Here is a 26,321-nt window from a genome sequence, read left to right as displayed (position 1 = left end):
TACGGAGAGTTTCCATGAAGTTTGTAGATGAGGCCGCCATTGTGGTGGTCGCCGGTGATGGCGGCAATGGCTGCGTCAGTTTCCGACGGGAAAAATATATTCCGAACGGTGGTCCTGACGGTGGTGACGGCGGTGACGGCGGTGATGTCTATTTGCTGGCGGATCGTAACCTTAACACCCTGATAGATTATCGTTTTGAGAAATCATTTCGGGCTGAACGCGGACAGAACGGCCAAAGCCGGGACTGTACCGGTAGACGCGGCAAGGATATCACCGTAAAAGTCCCGGTCGGCACCCGTATTCTCGATAAGGATACCGGTGAGATCATGGGTGACATGACCCGCCATGAGCAACGTCTGATGGTGGCGAAGGGCGGATTCCACGGGTTGGGTAATGCGCGCTTTAAATCGTCGATTAACCGTGCGCCACGCCAGAAAACCGACGGCACCTCCGGTGAAAACCGTGAGATACAGCTTGAGCTGCTGCTGCTGGCTGATGTAGGTATGTTGGGCTTGCCCAATGCCGGTAAATCCACCTTTATTCGCGCCGTATCCGCCGCCAAACCCAAGGTGGCAGACTATCCGTTCACCACCTTGGTGCCAAGTTTGGGCGTGGTGCGTATGGATAATGAACAAAGTTTTGTTGTGGCGGACATTCCTGGCCTTATCGAAGGCGCTGCCGATGGTGCAGGTCTGGGAATTCGTTTTCTTAAGCACCTCGAACGTTGCCGGGTATTGCTGCATCTGATCGATCTGGCACCGATTGATGAATCCGATCCTGTTGAGAACGCTCGGATTATTGTGAAAGAACTCGAACGGTATAATGAAAAACTCGCGGCAAAACCGCGCTGGTTGGTGTTTAATAAGCTCGATCTATTGGATAGCGAGGACGCCGATCGCCGGGCCAAGACGATTGCTGCAGCGTTAGGCTGGCAAGAGCAGTTCTACGTGATATCCGCCGCGACTCAGCAGGGAGTGAAAGCGTTATGCTGGGATGTTATGGCCTTTATCAATAGCCATCCCAATGAGCAGCTTGAGGAAGCGACGGTGACGGAAAAAGTCGAGTTCATGTGGGATGATTATCACCGTGAGCAGTTGGAACAAAACGAGGTTGTGCCGGAAGACGACGGCCTCGACGACGATGATTGGGACGATGAGGATGAAGAAGGCGTAGATATTATCTATAAGCGTTAATCGCTGATCGCCGCCCAATAACAAAAAACGCCCTTACCGCACTACGCGGCGGGCGTTTTTTTATTGTCAAACCTAATTGTTTTGATAAATATCTTTATAAAGGCGACTTTCGAAGCGAACCAGCGGAATTCTACGGGTCTTCTGGTCCTCGGGTGGGACGGCATAACCGGACAGGTACTGTACAAATGCGATATGTCCCCCGCTAGCGGTGGTCATAAACCCAGCCAGGTTATATACCCCCTGTAACGAACCGGTTTTCGCCGATACTTTTCCGTCAACGCCGGCTTCGTGTAATCCGGCTCGATATAACAAGGTGCCATCAACCCCTGCCAGCGGCAGCATTGAGATAAAATTCAGCGTTTGGTCGTGTTGGCCGATATATTGCAAAACCTGCATCATGGTGGCAGGGGAGATCAGGTCGTGGCGAGATAAACCTGAACCGTCTACGATGATGGTATTGCCTAGATCGATGCCGGCCTGCTGGCGAAGGATCTGACGTACGGCATCCGATCCTGCGCGCCAGGTGCCGGGCACCTTGAACCGTTCGTGGCCGATGGTACGAAATACGGTGTCGGCAATCATATTATCGGATTTTTTTAGCATGATCCTGAGCAGATCATGCAAGGGTGCGGAATATACCTGCGCGAGGATCTTTCCCGGTACCGTGGGCTGGGTTTGGCGCAGCAGTGTGCCGCTGATCTCGATCCCCGCCTGTTTGAGCTCACTTTTGAGAATAGCACCGGCGTAGCTGGCACCATCCTGGATGGCGAATGCCAGCGGCAGCGGATCGGCACGCTGCGTCATACAGCCGGTCAAGGTAAATCTGTTTAGCTCGCCAGGCACGACGTCCAGTTCACAGTACTGTGCGTCGGGGGAACCTTTGGCCAAGGTGCGTACCTGACTGAACATGTGTACTGGATAGTATGAAGCAACACGTATAAACGCAATATCACCCGGTTTTGAGGCACTATATAGCGAGACTGAGAAGCAGTTGCGATCGACAATGGCTGCCCCGGGCGGGGTACTAAAGCATTGGGTGAGATCGTTCCACGGCCAGCCGGGCGCCTTGTCGTGACTGGCAAATACCGAGGTGTCAATCAGCAGGTTGCCGGCAATGCGTTGTACACCTTGTTTGCGTAACCCGGCGACCATGTTGCGCAACTGCTGACGGGTTAAGGTCGGATCGCCACCAAAGCGTGCGACCAGGTTGCCCTCAAGCACCCCGTTGTTAATGGCTCCCGTACTTTCGAGCGTGGTACTAAATCGGTAATCCGGACCCAATTGTAACAGCGCCGCCAGCGCGGTGATCACTTTTAGGGTGCTTGCGGGTAACGCCATTTGCTGGCTGTGATAGTCTATTTCCGGCGTGGTGGCGCCGATTTTTTGCGCTATCAGCGCCAGGTTAGTGCCTGTGGGCAAATATTCTGTATAATTTTCAACCGGTGCACCGTGGGCGCAAAGCATAAAAATACCGGTTAATCCTGTTAGTAATCGTGAAAAACGCATAATTTTCGGCAGCGGAAAGATAACGTGGCGTCATACTACGGTGCAAACAGGGTCAAAGTAAACGATGACCCACCGGGAACTCTGGGTTAAAATACGTATCAAAATGCAAATCAGCCCCGTCCTGGAAAGATGCTTCAGGTGCGGTTTTTTTTGCTTTTCGCTTAGGCATTAGCCAGAATGGCAGCATAACGTTGCAACAAAAGCCGTGGCCAACGTCGCGAAAAAGTTGCGAAAAAGTTGCGAAAAAAGTAGCAAATCACGCCATGACTTATTAAATCAATGTCAGGACGGCGAATATATTTAGCAGGAAGGATTATTTAGAGGTATTGCTATGACTCCAATTCCGATGACTTTGCGTGGTGCTGATAAGCTGCGCGAAGAGCTTGAGTTTTTAAAAAGTGTCCGTCGCCCGGAAATTATAAAGGCCATCGCCGAAGCCCGCGCTCACGGCGATCTGAAGGAGAATGCGGAATATCATGCCGCGCGCGATCAACAGGGTTTTTGCGAGGGTCGTATTCAGGAAATTGAAGCGAAACTGTCGAATGCTCAGGTGATTGACGTCACCAAAATGTCGGCTAACGGACGGGTTATTTTTGGTTCGACGGTGGGCATCCAGAACCTGGATACCGAGGATGAACAGACATATCGTATCGTTGGAGACGACGAGGCAGATTTCAAACAAAACCTGATCTCCATCAATTCCCCCATTGCCCGAGGTTTGGTGGGTAAGGAAGCGGGCGATATCGTCCTCATCCGTACACCCGGCGGCGACGTGGAATATGAAATTCTAAAAATAGAATATCTTTGAATGGAACCTCAAGGTTAGCCAGAAAATATGTTCTGGAGATTTGTAAAGAAAGGAAAAAGGCCGTAAGCGGCCTTTTCCTGTTTTAAGGAACGTGGCACCTTTTCACCTGAAAGCGATTTTTCAGCGTGGTAAGGTTATTGTAGGTTGAGTGGCTGGGCGGTACAGAACGAGGACCCCACCAATTTGCTGGACATTATTGGCACCCGTTTCCCGCACGATGGCGTCGGCAATCAGGGTTTTGGTTTCGCGTTCTTCCGCGGCAATTTTTACTTTAATCAGCTCATGATGTTCTAATGCCAGCTCAATTTCGGCTAGCACGCCTTCAGTCAGACCGCTGTTCCCCAGCATGACAACGGGTTTTAGCGGGTGGGCGAGGCTTTTCAGGTGCTGTTTTTGTCTGTTATTAAGATTCATTTGTATTTTTTGCTTACGTTGGGATTGAAAACGGTACATTCTACCGCCATCTCATGGTTATCACCAAATCGGTCGTGATTGTATCTGGCGCACGAGTGCCCCAATCCCATCACTAATGCACTCTTTCGGATAGTTGGAAAACAAGATGACCACCAAAAAGCGTTCTGGAAGCTCAAGTCGATGGCTACAGGAACACTTTAGCGATAAATATGTTCTCGAGGCACAAAAAAAAGGTCTGCGTTCCCGTGCCTGGTTTAAACTTGAAGAAATACAAAAAGGCGACAAACTGTTTAAACCCGATATGGCTGTGGTGGATTTAGGCGCTGCGCCGGGCGGTTGGTCACAGTATGTTGCCACGCAAATCGGTAAAAAAGGGCGTATCATTGCCTGTGATATTCTCCCCATGGATCCCATCGTGGGTGTTGACTTCCTGCAAGGCGATTTTCGTGATCCGCTAGTACTCCAGGCATTATTGGGCAGGGTAGGCGAAGGAAAAGTACAGGTGGTCATGTCCGATATGGCCCCGAATATGAGTGGTACGCCGGCCGTTGATATTCCCAAGGCTATGTATTTAGTGGAATTGGCTTTGGAGATGTGCCGGGATGTGCTGGCACCTGGCGGCAGTTTTCTGGTTAAAGTCTTTCAGGGAGAAGGTTTTGATGAATACCTGCGGGAAATTCGCTCCCTATTTACGAAGGTAAAGATTCGTAAGCCAGACGCTTCGCGCGCTCGTTCGCGGGAAGTGTACATTGTGGCGACTGGGCGCAAATTATAGTACCCTACGCTAATTGTTAACACCGTTGTAATATGAGGTTAATCCCTTGAGTGACATGGCGAAAAACCTGATTCTCTGGTTGGTCATCGCAGTAGTGTTGATGTCTGTATTTCAGAGCTTCGGGCCCAGCGAGTCCAATACCCATAAGGTGGATTACTCTACCTTTATGACTCAGTTGAATCAGGATCAGATTCGGGAAGTCCGTATTAACGGGCGTCAGATTAGCGTTACTAAGAAAGACAGTGACCGCTATACGACGTATATCCCGGTCAACGATCCCAAACTGTTGGATATCCTGCTGACCCGGAACGTTAAAGTTGTCGGCGAGCCGCCGGAAGAACCTAGTCTGCTGGCCTCGATATTTATTTCATGGTTCCCGATGCTATTGCTGATAGGTGTCTGGATCTTCTTTATGCGCCAAATGCAGGGTGGCGGCGGTAAGGGGGCAATGTCCTTCGGTAAAAGTAAAGCACGCATGCTCACGGAAGATCAGATTAAAACCACTTTCGCTGACGTTGCAGGCTGCGACGAAGCGAAAGAAGAAGTCAGCGAACTGGTCGATTATCTTCGCGAGCCAAGCCGCTTTCAGAAACTCGGCGGCAAAATCCCGAGAGGCGTGCTGATGGTCGGCCCTCCTGGTACCGGTAAAACCCTGTTGGCGAAAGCCATTGCGGGTGAGGCCAAGGTGCCGTTTTTCACCATTTCCGGTTCGGATTTCGTGGAAATGTTCGTCGGCGTCGGTGCTTCTCGTGTGCGTGATATGTTCGAACAAGCCAAAAAAGCCGCTCCTTGTATCATCTTTATTGATGAAATCGATGCGGTGGGACGCCAGCGTGGCGCAGGCCTTGGTGGCGGACATGACGAACGTGAACAGACGCTGAACCAGATGCTGGTGGAAATGGACGGTTTTGAAGGTAATGAAGGCATTATCGTTATTGCTGCCACCAACCGTCCTGATGTGCTGGATCCGGCATTGCTGCGACCGGGTCGGTTTGACCGCCAGGTTGTGGTCGGTTTGCCGGATGTGCGTGGACGCGAGCAAATTCTGAAAGTCCATATGCGCCGGGTGCCGCTGTCCACTGATATGGATCCGTCGGTTATTGCCCGTGGCACGCCTGGTTTCTCCGGTGCCGATCTGGCCAACCTGGTCAACGAAGCGGCGTTGTTCGCTGCACGTGGTAGCAAACGCGTGGTGTCGATGATCGAGTTTGAAAAAGCCAAGGACAAAATCATGATGGGTGCCGAGCGGCGCTCGATGGTGATGACCGAAGCCCAAAAAGAATCCACCGCATATCATGAAGCGGGGCATGCCATCATTGGTCGCTTGGTGCCGGAACATGATCCGGTGCATAAAGTGACGATTATTCCGCGTGGACGTGCATTGGGTGTGACATTCTTCTTGCCTGAAGGTGATGCTATCAGCGCCAGTCGCCAGAAGCTAGAGAGTCAGATCTCTACGTTATACGGTGGTCGCTTGGCCGAAGAAATCATCTACGGTGTACAAAAAGTCTCCACTGGTGCGTCCAATGACATTAAGGTCGCCACGTCCATTGCCCGCAACATGGTGACCCAATGGGGGTTCTCGGACAAACTGGGGCCGTTGCTGTATGCCGATGAAGAGGGTGAGGTGTTCCTGGGACGTTCAGTGGCCAAAGCCAAGCATATGTCCGATGAAACGGCGCGTATTATCGACCAGGAAGTAAAATCTCTGGTTGAGCGTAACTACACCCGGGCTCGCACGCTGCTAATGGAAAATATGGATATTCTGCATTCCATGAAAGATGCATTGATGAAGTATGAAACTATCGATGCGCCGCAGATTGATGATTTGATGGGACGTAAGACGGTACGCCCGCCTGCGGGTTGGGACGATTCCCCCAGCAATCACTCCTCCGATAAGGGAGATACGCCACAGATGCCAACGCCGGTAGATAAGCCGGATGCCCCGACCGGTACTACCATGTCGGAGCAGTTTGGCAACAACTAAGCATGATCGTTGAGTCGCTGGATTAATTTCTTTCCAAAACGACAGTGCGTATAATCAGGCCCTGGCTTTATTGCCGGGGTTTTTTTTTAGTTTGCCATCAGACATTATTCAACAAGGAGCACATCACGCCATGCAACTCCAGGGCAATCACCGTACGCTCGATCTCTCCTCGCCCCACGTCATGGGTATCCTTAACGTTACGCCGGATTCCTTTTCCGACGGAGGAAAATACCTGCGGTTGGACGCCGCGCTGGAGCATGTCAACGAGATGATCAACGCCGGCGCCACGTTGATTGATGTCGGTGGCGAATCCACCCGACCGGGTGCGGCGGCCGTGAGCGATGAGCAGGAGGCCGAACGGGTATTGCCGGTCGTTAGTGCACTAGCGCAGCGGTTTGATGTGTTTATTTCGGTGGATACCTCGCGGCCTCTGGTGATGCGGGAAAGCGCGCTGGCAGGTGCTAATATGATTAATGATATTAGAGCACTAAGCGAACCGGGGGCCATGGACGCCGCCAGGGATAGTGGTTTGCCTGTCTGCCTGATGCATATGCAGGGCGAGCCGCACACCATGCAACAACAGCCGCATTATGAGGATGTCCTGGCTGAAGTCATGCAATTTTTACTCGACCGCATTGGCAGTTGTGAGGCCGGTGGTATTGAAAAAAATCGCTTGTTAATCGATCCGGGCTTCGGTTTTGGCAAGAGTTTAGCGCATAATTATCGCCTACTGGCACGGTTGAGTGATTTTCGGCGTTTCGGTCTACCGATTCTGGTGGGCATGTCACGCAAGTCCATGGTAGGTCAGCTTATTCAGAGCCCGCCCGAGCAGCGGGTTATAGGCAGCGTGGCCTGTGCGGTCATCGCTGCCTCGCAGGGGGCGCAAATCATCCGTGTTCACGACGTTAAGCAAACTGTCGAGGCAATGAGTATTGTCAGCGCGACACTATCAGCGAAGGAATCAGTTTTTATATGAGTAACCATAAATATTTTGGGACCGACGGCATCCGCGGCAAGGTCGGTGAAAGTCCCATTACGCCTGATTTCGTACTGAAGCTGGGTTGGGCGGCGGGCAAAGTGTTGGCTCGCCATGGTTCACGTAAAATCATTATCGGTAAAGATACCCGTATTTCCGGTTATATGCTGGAGTCGGCGTTGGAGGCCGGACTGGCTGCGGCGGGTCTGTCGGCGGCGTTTACCGGTCCGATGCCTACCCCGGCCATTGCTTATCTGACCCGCACTTTTCGTGCCGAGGCCGGGATCGTTATTTCCGCTTCCCACAATCCCTATGATGATAATGGTATTAAATTCTTTTCTATCGAAGGCACTAAACTGCCGGACGCAGTAGAAGAAGCTATCGAGGCGGAACTGGAAAAAACCCTGACGTGTGTCGAGTCGGCTGAATTAGGTAAAGCCAGTCGCATTGTCGACGCTGCAGGTCGCTATATTGAGTTTTGCAAAGGGACGTTCCCCAGTAACAGTAGTCTGAAGGGGCTAAAAATCGTGGTGGATTGCGCCAATGGTGCAACCTACCATATTGCCCCCAGTGTACTGCGTGAACTCGGCGCGACTGTCGTGGCCATCGGCTGCCAGCCGGATGGCATGAATATCAATGAAGGATGCGGCGCGACCGATGTGCGTTTACTCCAGCAGCGCGTCCTGGAAGAGAAAGCCGACCTTGGCATCGCCTATGATGGCGACGGCGATCGGATCATCATGACGGATCATCTGGGCAACCGGGTCGATGGTGATCAGATTTTGTATATCATCGCGCGGGAAAAATTGCGCCAAGGGTTGCTCAGCGGTGGCGTGGTCGGCACCCTTATGAGTAATATGGGCTTGGAACTGGCGCTAAAGCAGTTGGGCATTCCCTTTGTGCGGGCCAAGGTCGGCGACCGTTACGTCCTGGAAAAATTGCAAGAAAAAGGGTGGCGCATTGGCGCGGAAAACTCCGGTCACGTGATTTTGCTGGATCACACCACCACCGGTGATGGTATCATCGCCGGGTTGCAGGTGTTATCGGCCATGGTGGGCAATCATATGTCCCTATACGACCTGTGCAGCGGTATGCGGTTGTTGCCGCAGATACTGGTCAATGTGCGTTTTGCCGGCAAAGGTGACCCGCTGGAGTCAGACGCAGTCAAACTGGCGTTGGCAGAGGTTGAAACCGTGTTGGCGGGCCGTGGACGGGTCCTGTTGCGAAAATCCGGCACCGAGCCATTGATCCGTGTGATGGTCGAAGGCGACGATGCGCAACAGGTAGAGCAATTGGCACATCTGATTGCCGATGCGGTAAAAGCAGCTAGATGATCGATGGCGGGAGCGCTCTCCCGCCAAATTGCTGGTGTTTTTTTCCGCAGTCAGTTAACCAGACACATTTTACTCTTGCACCCGAACACGGCTTTAGTTAGTATTCACACCCGCTTCAGTCGGAGATTGATACGGCCGAGTTGGGGCTATAGCTTAACACGCGGAATTAACCCGCAAGGATACTGAAAAATTATGTACGAAGCTCTGTTAGTCATATTCCTGTTGATAGCTGTCGGGCTGGTTGCGCTGATTATGCTGCAGCAAGGTAAGGGTGCTGATATGGGGGCCTCTTTCGGTGCAGGCGCATCTGCGACCCTGTTCGGTTCGAGTGGTTCCGGTAACTTCATGACCCGTGTGACGGCGGTACTGGCGACGCTATTTTTCATTCTTAGCATGGTGTTGGGCAATCTCAGCGGTAACCACAGCAAGAAAGGCAGTGAGTGGGATAATTTAAACCAGGCTCCGCAAGCGCAAAAAGCACCAGTCAGTGCGCCGGCCAAACCAAATGGTGATATCCCGCAGTAATGCGCTGATTAGGCTTGTACTACCACGAGCATCAGTTAGTGACACCAGAACAAAATAGCAACAATGTAGTAATAATAAAGAAATAAGTCGTGCCGGGGTGGTGGAATTGGTAGACACGCTACCTTGAGGTGGTAGTGCCCGATTGGGCTTACGGGTTCAAGTCCCGTCCTCGGTACCAACATATTTTTTGACTACATCATCAAGCGGAAGGTGAATATAACTTTCCCGCTCTTGTACTGTCTAATTATCATAATATCCCCAACGTTATCCATTCCCAATGTTATCCATTTAAATAGTTACCTATTTTTAATAGGTCATCCTGAGCCGTTCGCCTTAATTTTTCTCATTTTAGGTTACACGTTTTTTTGCTTCAAAAAACGGTTTGTCGCCGCGCCGATCGTAAAGATTGACTGTGCTCAATGAGCTTTTTTTAAAATTTTCCGTATTTTGTTTATGAGATATTCACGTTGGAACGCAGGGATCCTGCAGACCAAGCAAGGCGGTAATGGGATACGCCAAATGAGTTCGCATTTAACACCACGTGAAGTGGACAACTTATTACGGAAAAATAATGTCTAATACAATTAACCCCAGAAAATTGGCGCCGATAACCGATTTAATTGCTAAACATACCGATGACATCAACGCTGAGATGGAAAAAAAAGCTGTCGCGCCAACGACCCCTTTCCAGCGGGCTTTTAGCCGGGTCGGAAATACAACGCTTAAACCCCTGTGGCGTTCACTTCAAGGGTTTGCTAGCGGACTGAAATCAAATTTGAGCGTTCTGATGTCCACGTTAACGCTTAGCAAACAACCACAGAAAACCACCGGATCCGCCGACACTCATCAACTGATTGAAAATATCATTAACGATCCTCAATCAGAACAAGTCTCCCCGAGCACCATTTTGAGTCAACTTACCAACGGATCTTGCAACCAGCGTGGTGTGATTGGCAATGACTTGCAGCGTTATCTTGGGCAAAATCCCAATAGCGCATTGTTTTCTTCTGAAAATAGTAAACTTAGCCTTAAAGATGGGGAAATCATCCTTACATTCAAAGAGCTGAAAGATTTTCCGCAGCAGATCTCATCAACGTGGCCGCAGGGTGAGAAAAAATCCACCGATGAATATCACTTGATTCTCGATAGCCGCATCAAGACCAAAGGGGCTTATGGGGGTTCATGTATGTACCAACTCCTGACGCATCCAGAGTTCACATTTACCAGTCTTAGCGACCTGGCGCGGAAAATGACCATGTGTACCCATCTGAATACTGCCCTTAACAACCAGGGAATGTCTATTGCACATGCGTTAAACCTTGCCCCTGAAAATTCCATTGTCTTTGAGGGTGAACACCAAAAACGCTTAGATAAATTTGTCACTTTTGATCCCGTCACCAAACAGTATCGTGCCAGACATCCGTTTGATATTGCACAAGGTGTTGATTATTGGAAACCAGCAGTGGCATCTACACCGGTTAACGTTGGGGCGGAACCACTGGTCAATTTCAGGAACTTACCGCTAATAGGTCAAAAGCCAGTTCACACTATGAGTGTCGAGCGCTTACGTGCAAAAGCAGGGGAGATAAAGGCTGCGCGAACGCTTCCATCAATGTCTAAGCAAACGGATGCTAAGCAGTTAACACCCTTTGGTGTTAACCAAACCTATCAAGCCGTATACACGCCAAAGTCGAGGGAACAACCGGTAATTGCGCCAACGTCGTTGGGAAAGCCGGCAATTGCGCCAAAGCCTAAGACTATGGCATCAGGGGGATAAGGCGTATCCTCGGCTAATACCGCCATCTGCGCGGTGCGTTAAAAAAATATCGCCTGAATAAAGCTGTTTTCAGGTCGCTTAACAACGACTGGCCTCGCGGCAATTATCGCCTGATGTCTGTATCATCGCTTGTGTTGCCAGGAAAAAGCTTGTTCCCTATTGTGACATGTGAAATACTTCGCGCCCCTTTCGGTATGGTCGACAGCGCTGGAGATGGGCCGCCTTTTTACCCAAACGATCGTTGAGTAAACGTTCAGGCAGTCCCCATGGGGCTCTTTGTTACAAGCCTAGTTAAAACAGGGCACTAACATTAGAAATGCGACATATCACGTTATCTACCGTGATGATAACTTGCTTTATAGCGGTTATTGACGTACTATTTGCAACGATTTCAGACGCGGGGTGGAGCAGCCTGGTAGCTCGTCGGGCTCATAACCCGAAGGTCGTCGGTTCAAATCCGGCCCCCGCAACCACTTTCTCTTAGAGTTCTTTTTCAAATATACTGCCAGTACGGTATTTATTGCAGCGACGTTTGAAAAAAGATTCTTTGGAATGTTGTAAGGTCGCAATGCGGCTTACAGGGTCCCAGTCGCAAAAAGCCCCGAATTTTCGGGGTTTTTTGTTATTAAACTACAGAAATACTGGGCTATTAGCCCTTTTTTTATGTCTTGGGGGTGGGCTTGTCCACATTAGAACAAAGATTGACTGAGATGATCGCCGCGCCAGTGGAAGCCCTGGGCTATGAGCTGGTGGGTATTGAATTTATTCGGGCTCGCCAGTCAACGCTACGCATCTATATCGACAGTGAGGAAGGCATCACCGTTGATGATTGTGCTGATGTCAGCCACCAGGTCAGTGCGGTGTTGGACGTCGAAGATCCTATTACCGTGGCTTACAGCCTCGAGGTCTCTTCTCCGGGGCTCGATCGCCCACTATTTGCCGCTGCGCACTATGCGCAATTTATCGGTGAAGAAGTCAATGTGGTTTTGCGCATCGCGACGCAAAATCGTCGCAAATGGCAGGGAATCATTAAAACGGTTGACGGCGAAATGATCACGGTGACAGTGGAAGGAAAAGATGAAGTGTTCGCTTTAAGCAACATCCAGAAAGCGAACCTGGTACCCCACTTTTAACCTTTTAATGAGGCAACTAGGATGAATAAAGAAATTCTGGCTGTTGTTGAAGCCGTTTCAAATGAGAAAGCGCTTCCTCGTGAAAAAATTTTTGAAGCGCTGGAAACTGCCCTGGCTACGGCAACAAAGAAAAAATACGAGCAAGAAATTGAGGTTCGTGTCAATATTGATCGTAAAACCGGCGATTTTGAAACCTTTCGTCGTTGGGTCATTGTTAATGAAGTGACGCAACCTACGCGGGAAATTACGTTTGACGCCGCGCAATTCGAAGATCCCGCCGCCGTGTTGGGTGGGTATGTTGAGGATGAAATCGAGTCGGTGGTATTTGATCGCATCACCACCCAGACCGCCAAACAGGTTATCGTTCAAAAAGTCCGTGAAGCGGAGCGTGCCATGGTGGTGGATCAATTCCGCCAGCATGAAGGTGAGATCGTCACCGGCGTGGTGAAAAAAGTTAACCGCGATAATATCAGCCTCGATTTGGGTAGTAACGCCGAAGCGGTCATTGGCCGTGAGGATATGCTGCCGCGCGAAAATTTCCGTCCCGGTGACCGTATTCGTGGTGTGCTCTACTCCGTTCGCCCGGAAGCCCGTGGCGCTCAGCTGTTTGTCAGCCGTTCACGCCCTGAAATGTTGGTAGAGTTATTTCGCATTGAAGTACCGGAAATTGGCGAAGAAGTCATTGAGATCAAAGCCGCTGCCCGCGATCCGGGATCAAGGGCCAAGATTGCCGTAAAAACCAATGATAAGCGTATTGATCCGGTGGGTGCCTGTGTGGGTATGCGCGGCGCGCGTGTTCAGGCGGTATCAAGTGAACTCGGTGGTGAGCGCATCGATATCATCCTGTGGGATGACAATCCGGCACAGTTTGTTATTAATGCTATGGCCCCGGCCGACGTAGCGTCCATTGTGGTTGATGAAGACAAGCATACAATGGATATCGCGGTTGAATCCGGCAATTTGGCTCAGGCCATCGGCCGCAACGGGCAGAACGTTCGCCTGGCTTCACAGCTTAGTGGCTGGGAACTGAACGTGATGACCGTTGAGGATTTACAGGAAAAACATCAGGCTGAAGCCCACGCCGCGATCGATATCTTTACCAAACATCTCGACATTGATGAAGAATTCGCCACGGTGCTGGTTGAGGAAGGCTTCTCTTCATTGGAAGAACTCGCGTATGTCCCAATGAAAGAGCTGTTGCAAATCGACGGCCTTGATGAAGAAATGGTGGAAGCGTTGCGTGAACGGGCTAAAAATGCCTTAACCACGCTAGCCCTGGCGCAGGAAGAAAGTCGCGGCGGGGGCAAGCCGGCTGAAGACCTGTTAAGTCTGCCGGAGCTTGAACGTGACATGGCGTTCAAGCTGGCGGCGCGCGGTGTTTGTACGCTGGAAGATCTTGCCGAACAGGGTATCGACGACCTGTCGGATATTGAAGGGCTGAGTAATGAAAAGGCCGGTGAATTGATTATGGCCGCCCGCAATATCTGTTGGTTTGGCGACAACGCGTAATAAACTGTAGCAGGAAAGGAACAGCATGACAGATGTAACCGTAAAATCGCTCGCCGCAGAAATTGAGACCCCGGTCGATCGCCTGGTACAGCAGTTTGCTGATGCTGGCATCGACAAAACCGAGGCCGATTCTGTGACCCAGAATGAAAAACAAACGTTATTAGCGCACCTTAACCGCGAACGGGGCAGTGCGCCGAATAAACTGACTTTACAGCGTAAAACCCGTAGTACATTAAATATTCCGAGCACCGGCGGTAAAAGTAAATCGGTGCAAATAGAAGTCCGCAAGAAACGTACGTATGTGCAGCGCGATTCCCAGACCGCCGAGCAGGCTGAAGCGGAAGAGTTGGCCAAACGTGAAGCGGAAGAACTGGCCCTTCGTGAAGCAGAAGAGCGGGCAAAGCAGGAAGCTGCTGTAAAAGCCCAACGCGAAGCCGAAGAAAAAGCAAAACGTGCGGCCGACGATAAAGCCAAACGTGAGGCCGCTGAACAAGCGAAGCGCGCGGCAGCGGAAAGTGAAAAATTGACCAACCAGCAGACCAATAATATGACCAAGTCACCACAGGCAGCCGAAAAAGCTCGCCGTGAAGCCGATGCTGCCGAGCTTAGACGCAAGGCAGAAGAGGAAGCGCGTCGCAAGGTCGAAGAAAGTGCTCGCCTCGCTGTCGAAGAAGCCAAGCGGATGGCGGAAGAAAACGGTGGCACCTGGGTTGCCACGCCGGAACCCACTGAAGAAGATGTCAGTGATTATCATGTCACCACCTCTCATCATGCGCGCGAAGCTGAAGATGAGAATGACCGTAAGGTTGAAGGCGAGCGTCGTGCCCGCACCAGAGGCGGTAAGGCAACCAAGAAGAAAACCAGTCGTTTATCTGAATCCAAAGCCGACCGGGAAGAGGCGCGTGCCGTGACCCGTGGGGGTAAAGGCAAACGCAAACCGAGCACATTGCAGCAGAGCTTTAATAAGCCGGCGCAGATTGTTAACCGTGATGTGGTGATTGGCGAAACCGTAACGGTTGCTGAACTGGCCAATAAAATGGCGGTTAAAGGCTCCCAGGTCATCAAAGCCATGATGAAACTTGGCGCAATGGCCACTATCAACCAGGTTATTGACCAGGAAACCGCACAGCTAGTGGCAGAAGAAATGGGTCATAAAGTGATCCTGCGCCGCGAAAATGAGCTGGAAGAACGGGTCATGAGCGACCGTGATGTTGATGCGGTGGCCGAACCTCGCGCGCCGGTAGTGACCATCATGGGTCACGTCGACCATGGCAAAACATCATTGCTCGATTATATCCGCTCCACCAAAGTGGCGGCTGGCGAAGCCGGTGGTATTACTCAGCATATCGGTGCCTACCATGTGGAAACCGACAACGGCATGATAACCTTCCTTGATACCCCTGGACATGCGGCGTTTACCGCCATGCGTGCCCGTGGTGCCCAAGCGACGGATATCGTGGTGCTGGTGGTCGCGGCCGACGACGGCGTAATGCCGCAAACCATCGAAGCTATCCAGCATGCCAAGGCAGCGAAAGTGCCGGTAGTGGTTGCGGTGAACAAAATTGATAAGCCTGAGGCGGATGCCGATCGGGTCAAGAACGAATTGACCCAATATGGCGTGATCCCGGAAGAGTGGGGCGGTGAAAGCCAGTTCGTCAACGTGTCGGCAAAATCCGGCGTCGGTATTGATGAGCTGCTTAACGCCATCCTGCTGCAGGCTGAGGTCTTGGAACTGAAAGCCATCCGTGACGGCATGGCCAGCGGTGCAGTGATCGAGTCCTTCCTGGATAAGGGACGTGGTCCGGTAGCGACCGTCCTGGTGCGTGAAGGTACCCTGAACAAAGGCGATATCGTTCTGTGCGGGTTTGAGTATGGCCGCGTGCGTGCCATGCGTGACGAGCTGGGGCGTGAAGTTTCCTCCGCCGGTCCGTCCATTCCGGTCGAGATCCTTGGTCTGTCTGGGGTTCCCGCCGCAGGTGATGAAGCGACCGTGGTGCGTGACGAGAAGAAGGCCCGTGAAGTGGCATTGTATCGTCAGGGTAAATACCGCGAAGTTAAATTGGCACGCCAGCAGAAGTCCAAGCTGGAAAATATGTTTGCCAATATGACCGAAGGGGAAGTATCCGAACTGAACATCGTGCTTAAAGCTGATGTACAGGGCTCCACCGAAGCGATTTGCGATGCGCTTGAAGCGCTGTCCACCGATGAAGTCAAAGTCAAGATTGTCGGCTCCGGCGTTGGTGGTATCACCGAAACCGATGCTACGCTGGCTGCCGCGTCCAATGCCATCATCCTGGGCTTCAACGTCCGTGCTGATGCCTCCGCTCGCCGGGTGGTTGAATCGGAAAGTCTGGACCTGCGCTACTATTCCGTTATTTATGACCTGATCGACGAAGTGAAACAGGCCATGAGCGGGATGCTAGCACCGGAATATCGTCAGGAAATCATCGGCCTGGCCGAAGTCCGCGACGTATTCAAATCACCTAAATTCGGCGCGATCGCCGGCTGTATGGTGACGGAAGGCCTGGTCAAGCGTAGTAACAAGATCCGCGTGTTGCGCGATAATGTGGTGATCTACGAAGGCGAACTGGAATCGCTGCGCCGCTTTAAAGATGACATTGCTGAAGTGCGTAACGGTATGGAGTGTGGTATCGGCGTCAAGAACTACAACGACGTCCGCCCAGGTGATGTGATAGAAGTGTTTGAGACTATCGAGATTCAGCGCACTATCGCGTAAAGGGTGCTACAACACTGCAAATCTGAAAGGGGGCATTAGTGCCCCCTGTTTTGTCTGGAGAAAAATAATGGCAAAAGAATATAGCCGAAAGCAGCGTGTCTCGCAGGAAATGCAAAAAGAGATTGCCATCATTTTGCAACGAGAAATCAAAGATCCCCGGGTTGGCATGGCCACCGTTTCCGCAGTGGAAGTGTCTCGCGATCTGGCATACGCCAAAGTTTTTGTCACTTTTCTCAATGATAATGAGCCGCAGCAAATTAAAACCGGCATCACTGCCTTACAGGACGCTTCGGGATTTATCCGTAGCCTGTTGGGAAAGGCGATGCGTCTGCGTGTGGTGCCTGAACTGACTTTCGCCTACGATAATTCGTTGGTGGAAGGGATGCGTATGTCAAACCTGGTTAGCCAGGTGGTGCAGCACGATCGTGAGCGGCGTGGTGAATCAGAGCCCGAAGCCGAATCTGCGCCAGATGAGGGCAAGGAAGACTGATGGGTCGTCCAAGCCGCCGTGGCCGTGACATCGATGGGATCGTCTTGTTAGATAAACCGTTGGGTTTATCATCCAACGATGTGCTGCAAAAAGTTAAAAGATTATTCCACGCCAATAAAGCGGGGCATACCGGTGCCCTGGATCCGCTGGCTACCGGAATGTTACCCATCTGCCTCGGAGAGGCCACCAAATTTTCCCAGCATTTATTGGATGCGGACAAGCGTTATCGGGTGGTTGCACGGTTAGGTCAGCGCACTGACACCTCCGATGCCGAAGGTTCTATTATCAGCGAACGGCCGGTTAGCCTGGAGCAAGCACAGCTTGAGCAGGCGTTGGAACGTTTTCGCGGTGAAACCGAGCAAGTGCCGTCGATGTATTCGGCATTAAAATACCAGGGTCGGCCGCTGTACGAATATGCGCGACAGGGGATTGATGTCCCTCGCCCTTGCCGGTTAATCAAGGTGTATGATCTGGATCTGCTGGGGTGGGATCAAACGCACCTGGAGCTGGAAATTCATTGTTCCAAGGGCACCTATATTCGTACCATTGTCGACGATCTGGGTGAGATGCTTGGCTGTGGCGCCCATGTCAGCGCGTTGCGCCGCCTGAGCGTCGCGGACTATCCCAATGAACGCATGGTTACGCTCGATCAGCTGCAGGCACTGACCCTCGACGAGCCTACGGCACCGCAGACCTTGGCCGCCCTTGATCAACTGCTGTTGCCGATGGACAGTGCAGTGGCCAATTTTCCTGAAGTCAACCTGCCTGTCGCCATTGCCGGCCTGGTCAGGTTGGGCCAGCCGGTGACGGTAGATGACACACTGTCGCCCGGTTTAGTCAGACTTACTGAAGGCGCGGAACGGCTTTTTTTCGGTGTTGGCGAAGTCACGGAAAATGGCTGCCTCGCCCCGCGCCGGCTAGTCGCAGAACCACGCGCCTGATTGATGCGAGCATCTTGCGATTGCCGTGCGCTAAGAGTAGAATAACGCGGCTTATGAATGGGGTTGCTGAATTAGAGATCGGCGCCTGTGTGTTTTACAATAAATTTGGAGTTTTATCATGTCTCTAAGTGTTGAAGCGAAAGCAAAAATCGTTACTGATTTCGGTCGTGATGCTAACGATAGCGGTTCCACTGAAGTGCAGGTTGCTCTTTTGACCGCTCAAATTAGCCATTTACAAGGCCATTTTGCGGAACATAAGAAAGATCATCACAGCCGTCGTGGGTTGCTGCGTATGGTTTCACAGCGTCGTAAGCTGCTTGATTACCTGAAAAGTAAAGACGTCGCACGTTATACTGGCCTGATCGAGCGCCTGGGTCTGCGTCGCTAAGCGATACCCTAAAGATTTCGAGTTGAAGGCAGGCGGCCAGCGAAAAAATCCGATGAGCTTACAGAGTGATTCGGGTGAACGTATGCAGCCAACGCACCTGCAACGTGAAAGATGAAGGGTTTACCCAATAGATTTTGTGTTGCAGGCAGGCGGCCAGCGAGAGAACCCCGATGAGCTTACAGAGTGATTCGGGTGAACGAATGCAGCCAACGCACCTGCAACGTGAAAGATGAAGGGTAAAAAGACAGTTTAAGAGAAAGGGGCCACATGAGGCCCCTTTCTTCTAGGGAGCAATAGCCATTTGATGTGTTATTGCTTAAGTAGATTCTTCAATTGCTGAGATTCGCGCGGCTAATGAGAGACTTTATCCGCAGGATAAGGATTGTCATTAGTCGCGAGGATGCAATAAGAAGATGGGTAAGTCATGGTGAGTCTTGTAGATTATGCTCACCTGGAAAAAGGATATCATTTTGCTAAATCCGATCGTGCGCAAGTTTCAATATGGTCAACATACGGTAACGCTGGAAACCGGTATGATGGCTCGCCAGGCGACCGCGGCCGTTATGGTCAGCATGGACGATACCGCAGTATTCGTGACCGTGGTGGGCGCTAAACAGGCTAAACCGGGCCAGAATTTCTTTCCGTTGACCGTAAATTATCAGGAACGCACCTACGCCGCTGGACGTTTCCCGGGCGGATTTTTCCGTCGCGAAGGTCGTCCCAGCGAAGGTGAAACCCTGATTTCCCGTCTCATCGATCGTCCTATACGGCCACTATTCCCGGAAGGTTTCCTGAATGAAATTCAGGTGATTGCCACCGTGGTTTCGGTAAATCCACAGGTCAGCCCGGACATCGTGGCGTTGATTGGCGCTTCGGCGGCCCTGAGCCTGTCCGGTATTCCGTTTAGCGGTCCTATTGGTGCTGCCCGCGTCGGTTATATCAACGGCCAGTATGTACTGAACCCGACCATGACCGAACTGACTGAAAGCCGTCTTGACCTGGTGGTCGCCGGTACCGCTAATGCAGTACTGATGGTGGAATCCGAAGCACAGCTGCTAAGCGAAGATGAAATGCTTGGCGCCGTCGTGTTCGGCCATGAACAACAGCAAGTGGTGATTGAAAATATCAACGCCTTGGTTGCCGAAGCCGGCAAGCCTAAATGGGAATGGCATGCGCCGGAAGTTAACGCCGCGCTGCAATCTCGCGTTGCTGAACTGGCCGAAAGCCGTCTGGGTGATGCGTACCATATCACCGAGAAACTGGAACGCTACGCCCAGGTGAATGCCATTAAGTCCGACGTGGTTGCCGCGCTGCGGGCGCAAGACGAAACGCTTGACGAAGGCGAAATCAAGGAACTGCTGGCCAGTCTTGAAAAAACCGTCGTTCGTAGCCGCGTACTGCGTGGTGAGCCGCGTATCGACGGGCGCGAAAAAGATATGATTCGTGGTTTGGACATCCGTACCGGCGTATTGCCCCGTACCCATGGTTCTGCATTGTTCACCCGCGGCGAAACCCAGGCATTGGTCACCGCCACTCTGGGCACGGAACGCGATGCGCAGAATATCGATGAGCTGACCGGCGAGCGTACCGACCGTTTCCTGCTACACTATAACTTTCCTCCGTACTGCGTGGGTGAAACCGGCATGGTCGGCTCGCCGAAGCGTCGCGAAATCGGTCATGGCCGTTTGGCTAAACGCGGTGTGCTGGCAGTAATGCCGAAGGCGAATGAATTTCCGTATACCGTGCGTGTGGTATCGGAAATTACTGAATCCAATGGATCTTCGTCCATGGCTTCCGTTTGTGGTGCCTCACTGGCGCTGATGGATGCCGGTGTGCCGATAAAAGCTGCCGTTGCGGGTATCGCGATGGGGTTGGTGAAGGAAGGCGACAATTTTGTGGTGCTGTCCGATATTCTTGGCGACGAGGATCATCTGGGCGATATGGATTTCAAAGTGGCCGGTAGCCGTGACGGTGTGACCGCGCTGCAGATGGATATCAAGATTGAAGGTATCACCCGCGAAATCATGCAGGTAGCCTTAAATCAAGCCAAGGGTGCTCGTTTGCATATCCTGGGTGTGATGGAGCAGGCGATCGGTAGCCCACGTGGCGATATATCCCAGTTCGCCCCGCGTATCCATACCATCAAAATCAGTCCTGACAAGATCAAGGATGTGATTGGTAAAGGCGGTTCGGTTATCCGGGCGTTGACCGAAGAAACCGGAACCACCATCGAAATTGAAGATGACGGTACGGTTAAGGTCGCGGCCACCGATGGTGAGAAAGCGCGTCATGCTATTCGTCGTATTGAAGAGATTACCGCTGAAATTGAAGTCGGGCGGATCTATAATGGTAAAGTGACCCGTATTGTTGATTTCGGTGCCTTTGTGGCTATCGGCGGCGGTAAGGAAGGCCTGGTGCATATTTCACAGATCGCTGACAAGCGTGTGGAAAAAGTGTCTGACTTCCTGCAAATGGGTCAAGAAGTTCCGGTAAAAGTGCTGGAAGTCGATCGCCAAGGGCGTGTACGTCTGAGTATCAAAGAAGCCGCACCTTCAGCTCAGGATGTTATTGTGCCGGAAGTAGAATAATTCTCACGATAGTAGAGTAGAATAACTGTTAGCGCATTTTACAACCCCTTACCCGGTAGGGGGTTGTTCGTGTCACAAGGGCCGGATGCCTTGTGTTGAGCCGATGGGGGACAGGACGTTCATCCAATGTTTTTCTTCGGGAGTGGGAAATGAGGCCTTTCTTGCGCTGGTGGTTCGTTGCAATGGCGTTTATGCTGGCAGGATGCAGCAACAGTGATTGGCGCAAAGATACCGTTTTGGCTGTTCCATTGCAGCCGACGTTACAACAGGAAGTCATCCTGGCGCGCATGGAACAAATCCTGGCGAGTCGGGCACTTACCGATGATGAGCGAGCACAGCTATTATATGAGCGCGGAGTGCTGTATGATAGTCTGGGGTTAAGGGCGTTGGCGCGAAATGATTTTTCACAAGCACTGACAATCCGACCCGATATGCCGGAAGTATTCAATTACCTCGGCATTTACTTGACGCAGGCAGGCAATTTTGATGCTGCCTATGAAGCGTTTGATTCTGTACTAGAGCTTGATCCAACTTACAACTACGCGTACTTAAACCGTGGTATTGCCTTGTATTATGGAGGCCGCTACCGTTTGGCGCAGGATGATCTGCAGGCGTTTTATCGCGACGACCCAAATGATCCTTTCCGTTCGTTATGGCTTTATCTGGTTGAGAAAAAAATCGATACCAACAAAGCCAAAGATGCGCTGTTTCAGCGTTATCAAAAAGCGAACAAAGGCCAATGGGGATGGAATATTGTCGAGTTCTACCTGGGGGACATCAGTGAAACTACGCTGATGGCGCGCCTTAAGGCGGACGCAACGGATAACACTTCGCTCGCCGAGCATCTCAGTGAAACTGACTTCTATTTAGGTAAGCACTACCTAAGTCTGGGGGACAAGAACTCCGCTTCGGCGCTGTTCAAACTGACGGTCGCTAACAACGTTAATAATTTTGTTGAGCACCGCTATGCATTGTTGGAATTGGCGCTATTGGGCCAAGGGCAAGACGACCTATCAGAATCGGACCAGCAATAGCTGACGAACTTAAGAATTCAGCCCCGTTACTTTTTTTTAGTATCGCCTGCAAGGGTGAGGGTTTTTTCGTTCGTTTTAAATCCAATTTGAGCCGGTTCACACTTTTGATGAAAATGAATGAAAGTTTTCACGACAAGGTATGTAGACTGGCCGCCATTATGATATGAGGCACGTGTACATGTCTGAGCTTGAAACCTCTTTTGCTGACCTGGGACTTTCCACTCCCATCCTGAACGCCTTGACCGATCTGGGCTATGAAAAACCATCACCTATCCAGTTGGAATGTATTCCGCAGTTGTTAGCGGGACGCGACGTGCTGGGTATGGCGCAAACCGGTAGCGGCAAAACCGCCGCGTTTGCCCTTCCTTTATTACACAATATTAATTCGGAACTGGCCGCTCCCCAAGTGCTGGTTCTGGCGCCGACCCGTGAGTTGGCTGTACAGGTCGCGGAAGCGATTTCTGATTTTTCCAAGCACATGAAAGGTGTCAACGTGGTAGCGCTTTATGGCGGCCAACGTTATGACGTCCAACTGCGTGCTTTGCGTCAGGGCCCTCAGGTTGTGGTGGGTACTCCTGGACGTCTGCTCGACCATTTAAAACGCGGTACGCTCGACCTGTCCAAATTAAGCGGACTGGTACTGGATGAAGCTGATGAAATGTTACGCATGGGTTTTATCGAAGACGTTGAAACCATCATGGCGCAAATCCCGGCCAAGCATCAAACCGCGCTGTTTTCTGCCACCATGCCGGAAGCCATCCGCCGTATCACGCGTCGTTTCATGAACGACCCGCAGGAAGTGCGTATTCAATCCAGCGTAACCACCCGTCCCGACATCAGTCAGAGCTACTGGACTGTACAGGGCATGCGCAAGAATGAAGCACTGGTGCGTTTCCTGGAAGCGGAAGACTTTGACGCTGCCATTATTTTCGTGCGTACTAAAAATGCCACACTGGAAGTTGCTGAAGCGTTGGAACACAGCGGCTACAACAGCGCCGCACTTAATGGCGATATGAATCAGGCGCTGCGTGAGCAAACTCTGGATCGCCTGAAAGATGGCCGCCTGGATATTCTGATTGCTACCGACGTTGCGGCGCGTGGTCTGGATGTTGATCGTATCAGCCTGGTGGTGAACTACGATATTCCTATGGACTCCGAATCCTACGTCCACCGTATTGGTCGTACCGGCCGTGCTGGCCGTGCTGGTCGTGCGCTGTTGTTTGTTGAGAATCGCGAACGCCGTCTGTTGCGCAACATTGAACGCATCATGAAACTGGCCATTCCGGAAGTGGAAATTCCTACCGGTGAAGTGCTGAGTCAACGCCGTCTGGCTAAATTTGCTGCCAAGGTGCAGGCACAGTTGGAAAGCAGCGATCTGGATATGTACCGTGCGCTGTTAGCCAAACTTCAGCCGTTGGAAGAGATGGATATGGAAACCCTGGCTGCAGCGTTGCTGAAAATGGCCCAAGGCGAACGTCCACTGATTTTGCCGCCAGACCCGGTTATCGATCGTCGTCCGCGTCGTGAATTCCGCGACCGGGACGAACGCCGTCCGGAAGGTGCTGGTGGTGATCGCGGTGGTGAACGTGGTGGTGAACGTCCGGCCCGTCGCGAACGTCGTGATGTCGGTGAAATGGATCTCTACCGTATTGAAGTGGGTCGTGATGATGGCGTTGAAGTGCGTCATATTGTCGGTGCCATTGCCAATGAAGGCGACATCAGCAGCCGTTATATCGGTAACATTAAGCTGTTTGCTTCGCATTCTACCATTGAGCTGCCCAAAGGCATGCCTGGTGATATGCTGTCGCATTTTACCCGTACCCGCATCCTGAATAAACCAATGAACATGCAGTTTGTTGGTGAAGCAGTCGCGGCACCGCGCGGTGAACGCCGTGGCGGTCCTGCCGGTGCTGGTGCGCCGCGCGGTGGTTTTGGTGGCGAACGGCGTGAAGGCGGCAACGGTGCCCCTGCCCGTCGAAGCTTCAGCGGTAGCCGTGACGGCCAACGTGGGCCACGTCGCGAAGGCGATTCTGCGCCAGCTACTCGACGTCGTGATGCCTAAGCCGTATCGCGGGTTTCATCACCCGTATCGGCCCAATGTTGCGGCAGTGAGGAACGGTTGACCGATCTTTGATGTGCGACACTAAAACGGCTCCCTTTATAGGGGGCCGTTTTTGTTTGTCCAGCAGTCGTATCTGTGGCTAGATTTTTGAATCAGCGCGCAACGCCATGATCAGCTCAAAGGAGTGCAAGCGGGCTTGATGGTCGAAAATTTGACCATTGATCATCAGCTCATCCACGCCGGTGTCAGTGAGTATCTTTTGTAATCCAGCCTGCACGCGGTCCTTATCGCCCACGACAGACATGCGCAACGCCTGTTCAACACCATATCGCTCGCTGGGCGACCATAGGGTATCCATATTCTCTATTGGTGCCGGCAGCGGACCCGGCTGGCCGCGGCGCAGATTGATAAACTGTTGCTGCATGGAGGTAAAAATAAAATGCGCCTGAGCGTTGTTGTCAGCGGCCACCACGTTAATACAGGCCATGGCATAAGGTGTTGCCAATGTAGGCGAGGGCTTGAACTGTTGGCGATATACGTCCAACGCCTGCATCAACAGCTCCGGCGCGAAGTGGGCGGCAAAGGCGAAAGGCAGGCCAAGTGCGGCGGCTAGCTGTGCGCTGTAGAGGCTCGAGCCCAGCAGCCAGATGGGAATATGCAGACCCTGTCCCGGCACCGCTTGCACTGGCTGTCCAGGCTGCGCGTCGTCAAAATAGCCTAATAGTTCTTGCACATCACGGGGGAAATTATCCGTCTGGCTGGCCAGATGTCGGCGCAGTGCGATCATGGTGCGTTGGTCGGTTCCTGGCGCGCGCCCCAGTCCTAAATCTATCCGACCGGGGTAGAGGGTTTCCAGTGTGCCGAACTGTTCGGCAATCACCAACGGAGAATGATTTGGCAGCATTACCCCGCCGGATCCTATGCGCAGGGTTTTGGTGCCGGCGGCAATATAACCCAGCAGCACCGAGGTCGCGGCGCTGGCGATACCGGTCATATTATGATGCTCCGCCATCCAATAACGATGGTAGCCCCAGGCTTCGGCATGACGGGCTAAATCCAAGGAGGAATCAAAGGCCTGACGCACCGTTGCACCCATGGGTACCGGTGATAGGTCAAGTAAGGAGAACGGGATTGGTTTTGACATAAAAAATAGGCTCACAGTGGGTCGTGCCGCCAGTGGGCGACGCGAAAGCGATTCTATTTATCAGTATTAACCAAAAGTACCCGTTGCGATATGGCCTAAATGTGCGGTGCGTTACTCCACTAATTCCAAACCGGCGATACGGTGCCAGTAGCCGTTGCAATCCATCCGCTGGGAGAGCGTCATTGGTTGCTCGCCCTGTTCATTGGCCCGAAACTGTTCGAGCATGGACAGCGTGTCGGGTCCTTGGGGAGACAGGCGCACGATATCGACTAAACCGCGCATGGAGGGTTGCTCATTGATCAGGTTATAGCAGTAGCCGCTTTGGGTTTGAATGCCATTAAGAACAAAAACCTTTTGCTGTTCTTGCGAAAATACGTCTCGCCCTTGCGGATACTTGATACAACAGGTCTCGCACTCATCCTTGGACCGGTTTTCAGAGCGGGCAGTGAAACAACGGGCTGAATAGGCCAACGGCAAATGCCCATAGCTGAACAGCTCAACCTCAAACTGACCACGAAATCCAAGCTCTTCGCATTGGGTCAATATGTGGCCGAGCCATTCGCGGGAAAGTTCAACGGGCATACACCAGCGGACCATGCCCTGCTGATGCAGAATACGCAATGTGTAGGCGTTATAACAATTTAACGCCGGTCCGGCGACAAACGGCAATCGCTGTTCGAAGGCCATCTGCACGATACCCATATCGTTGGCTTCCAGCAAAAATTCGCCATTATCGAGGTACCTTTTTAATTCAATAAGTTCTGACGGGGCCTGGATCAGCGCCAGGGTTGATATCACAACCTGTTTGCCCGATTGCGCCACGGCCTTGGCCAATTCAAGCCAGTCGCCGGTTTTCAGCGCACGCCGTTTACTGCATACCGTCTCGCCCAGATAAACAATATCGGCACTGCTGCCGCATGCCAACTGATAAAACGTCTCGATATCGGGTTTCGACCAGTAATAGAGCACCGGCCCTAATGCGTATTTCATAGGTTATCTT

21 protein-coding genes and 2 tRNA genes are annotated in these 26,321 nt (G+C 51.9%); 19 read left to right on the top strand and 4 right to left on the bottom strand.

Going from position 1 to position 26,321, the window contains the following annotated elements:
• The first annotated feature begins 14 nt into the window (after nucleotides 1–14).
• A complete protein-coding gene (gene cgtA / locus SJI19_RS20800; protein ID WP_323480174.1) occupies nucleotides 15–1,193 on the top strand; it encodes an Obg family GTPase CgtA in 1,179 nt (392 codons plus the stop codon).
• Between the two features lie 72 nt (nucleotides 1,194–1,265).
• Here cgtA and dacB read toward each other — a convergent pair whose 3' ends face one another.
• Nucleotides 1,266–2,699, bottom strand: a complete 1,434-nt coding sequence (gene dacB, locus SJI19_RS20795) for a serine-type D-Ala-D-Ala carboxypeptidase (protein WP_323480173.1) — start codon at nucleotides 2,697–2,699, stop codon at nucleotides 1,266–1,268.
• Nucleotides 2,700–3,030: 331 nt separating this feature from the next.
• Here dacB and greA point away from each other — a divergent pair, with 331 nt between their 5' ends.
• Nucleotides 3,031–3,507: a transcription elongation factor GreA gene (gene greA, locus SJI19_RS20790; RefSeq protein WP_323480172.1), complete on the top strand. Its 477-nt coding sequence runs from the start codon at nucleotides 3,031–3,033 to the stop codon at nucleotides 3,505–3,507.
• A gap of 120 nt (nucleotides 3,508–3,627) precedes the next feature.
• Here greA and yhbY read toward each other — a convergent pair whose 3' ends face one another.
• Entirely contained in the window at nucleotides 3,628–3,921 is a 294-nt protein-coding gene (gene yhbY, locus SJI19_RS20785; protein WP_323480171.1) for a ribosome assembly RNA-binding protein YhbY, read from the bottom strand.
• A gap of 145 nt (nucleotides 3,922–4,066) precedes the next feature.
• On the opposite strand from yhbY, the gene rlmE reads away from it, so the two are divergent.
• The 17 genes from rlmE (at nucleotide 4,067) to SJI19_RS20700 (ending at nucleotide 24,177) form a co-directional block, all read left to right on the top strand.
• Entirely contained in the window at nucleotides 4,067–4,696 is a 630-nt protein-coding gene (gene rlmE, locus SJI19_RS20780; RefSeq protein WP_323480170.1) for a 23S rRNA (uridine(2552)-2'-O)-methyltransferase RlmE, read from the top strand.
• A 55-nt stretch (nucleotides 4,697–4,751) separates the two neighbouring features.
• Nucleotides 4,752–6,683, top strand: coding sequence for an ATP-dependent zinc metalloprotease FtsH (gene ftsH / locus SJI19_RS20775; protein WP_323480169.1), 1,932 nt, complete (start codon nucleotides 4,752–4,754; stop codon nucleotides 6,681–6,683).
• 130 nt (nucleotides 6,684–6,813) lie between these two features.
• Entirely contained in the window at nucleotides 6,814–7,659 is an 846-nt protein-coding gene (folP, locus tag SJI19_RS20770; protein WP_323480168.1) for a dihydropteroate synthase, read from the top strand.
• The gene (glmM, locus tag SJI19_RS20765; protein ID WP_323480167.1) at nucleotides 7,656–8,993 is read left to right on the top strand and encodes a phosphoglucosamine mutase; all 1,338 of its coding nucleotides are present in this window, start codon (nucleotides 7,656–7,658) and stop codon (nucleotides 8,991–8,993) included. Before folP ends, glmM begins: the two co-directional genes overlap by 4 nt.
• Before the next feature lie 192 nt (nucleotides 8,994–9,185).
• Nucleotides 9,186–9,518: a preprotein translocase subunit SecG gene (gene secG / locus SJI19_RS20760; protein ID WP_323480166.1), complete on the top strand. Its 333-nt coding sequence runs from the start codon at nucleotides 9,186–9,188 to the stop codon at nucleotides 9,516–9,518.
• A 91-nt stretch (nucleotides 9,519–9,609) separates the two neighbouring features.
• Nucleotides 9,610–9,696 (top strand) — tRNA-Leu (locus tag SJI19_RS20755).
• 393 nt (nucleotides 9,697–10,089) lie between these two features.
• On the top strand, nucleotides 10,090–11,295 hold the full coding sequence (locus SJI19_RS20750) for a hypothetical protein (protein ID WP_323480165.1): 1,206 nt from the start codon (nucleotides 10,090–10,092) through the stop codon (nucleotides 11,293–11,295).
• A gap of 396 nt (nucleotides 11,296–11,691) precedes the next feature.
• A tRNA-Met gene (locus SJI19_RS20745) sits at nucleotides 11,692–11,768 on the top strand.
• Nucleotides 11,769–11,975: 207 nt separating this feature from the next.
• Nucleotides 11,976–12,428 carry a ribosome maturation factor RimP gene (rimP, locus tag SJI19_RS20740; protein WP_323480164.1) on the top strand — a complete coding sequence of 151 codons (453 nt, stop codon included), beginning with the start codon at nucleotides 11,976–11,978 and terminating at the stop codon, nucleotides 12,426–12,428.
• Nucleotides 12,429–12,449: 21 nt separating this feature from the next.
• The gene (gene nusA / locus SJI19_RS20735) at nucleotides 12,450–13,937 is read left to right on the top strand and encodes a transcription termination factor NusA (RefSeq protein WP_323480163.1); all 1,488 of its coding nucleotides are present in this window, start codon (nucleotides 12,450–12,452) and stop codon (nucleotides 13,935–13,937) included.
• 25 nt (nucleotides 13,938–13,962) lie between these two features.
• Complete coding sequence (gene infB, locus SJI19_RS20730; RefSeq protein ID WP_323480162.1) at nucleotides 13,963–16,674, top strand: translation initiation factor IF-2; 2,712 nt, start codon at nucleotides 13,963–13,965, stop codon at nucleotides 16,672–16,674.
• A 67-nt stretch (nucleotides 16,675–16,741) separates the two neighbouring features.
• Nucleotides 16,742–17,164, top strand: coding sequence for a 30S ribosome-binding factor RbfA (gene rbfA / locus SJI19_RS20725; RefSeq protein WP_323480161.1), 423 nt, complete (start codon nucleotides 16,742–16,744; stop codon nucleotides 17,162–17,164).
• Nucleotides 17,164–18,105 (top strand): tRNA pseudouridine(55) synthase TruB, encoded by a 942-nt coding sequence (gene truB / locus SJI19_RS20720; protein ID WP_323480160.1) that lies wholly within the window; start codon nucleotides 17,164–17,166, stop codon nucleotides 18,103–18,105. Before rbfA ends, truB begins: the two co-directional genes overlap by 1 nt.
• A gap of 118 nt (nucleotides 18,106–18,223) precedes the next feature.
• The gene (rpsO, locus tag SJI19_RS20715) at nucleotides 18,224–18,493 is read left to right on the top strand and encodes a 30S ribosomal protein S15 (RefSeq protein ID WP_162364068.1); all 270 of its coding nucleotides are present in this window, start codon (nucleotides 18,224–18,226) and stop codon (nucleotides 18,491–18,493) included.
• Between the two features lie 470 nt (nucleotides 18,494–18,963).
• Nucleotides 18,964–21,081 (top strand): polyribonucleotide nucleotidyltransferase, encoded by a 2,118-nt coding sequence (gene pnp, locus SJI19_RS20710; RefSeq protein WP_323480159.1) that lies wholly within the window; start codon nucleotides 18,964–18,966, stop codon nucleotides 21,079–21,081.
• A 149-nt stretch (nucleotides 21,082–21,230) separates the two neighbouring features.
• Complete coding sequence (nlpI, locus tag SJI19_RS20705; RefSeq protein ID WP_323480158.1) at nucleotides 21,231–22,115, top strand: lipoprotein NlpI; 885 nt, start codon at nucleotides 21,231–21,233, stop codon at nucleotides 22,113–22,115.
• A gap of 178 nt (nucleotides 22,116–22,293) precedes the next feature.
• A complete protein-coding gene (locus SJI19_RS20700) occupies nucleotides 22,294–24,177 on the top strand; it encodes a DEAD/DEAH family ATP-dependent RNA helicase (protein WP_323480157.1) in 1,884 nt (627 codons plus the stop codon).
• A 139-nt stretch (nucleotides 24,178–24,316) separates the two neighbouring features.
• Here SJI19_RS20700 and SJI19_RS20695 read toward each other — a convergent pair whose 3' ends face one another.
• Nucleotides 24,317–25,321: a luciferase-like monooxygenase gene (locus tag SJI19_RS20695; protein ID WP_323480156.1), complete on the bottom strand. Its 1,005-nt coding sequence runs from the start codon at nucleotides 25,319–25,321 to the stop codon at nucleotides 24,317–24,319.
• 111 nt (nucleotides 25,322–25,432) lie between these two features.
• Nucleotides 25,433–26,311 carry a U32 family peptidase gene (locus SJI19_RS20690; RefSeq protein ID WP_323480155.1) on the bottom strand — a complete coding sequence of 293 codons (879 nt, stop codon included), beginning with the start codon at nucleotides 26,309–26,311 and terminating at the stop codon, nucleotides 25,433–25,435.
• Nucleotides 26,312–26,321 lie beyond the last annotated feature (10 nt).

Origin of the sequence: Acerihabitans sp. TG2 (assembly GCF_035013185.1) — a bacterium.
Lineage (GTDB): Bacteria > Pseudomonadota > Gammaproteobacteria > Enterobacterales > Enterobacteriaceae > Acerihabitans.
Note: the sequence above shows the minus strand (reverse complement) of the source record. Positions and strands in the feature narration are given on the sequence as shown.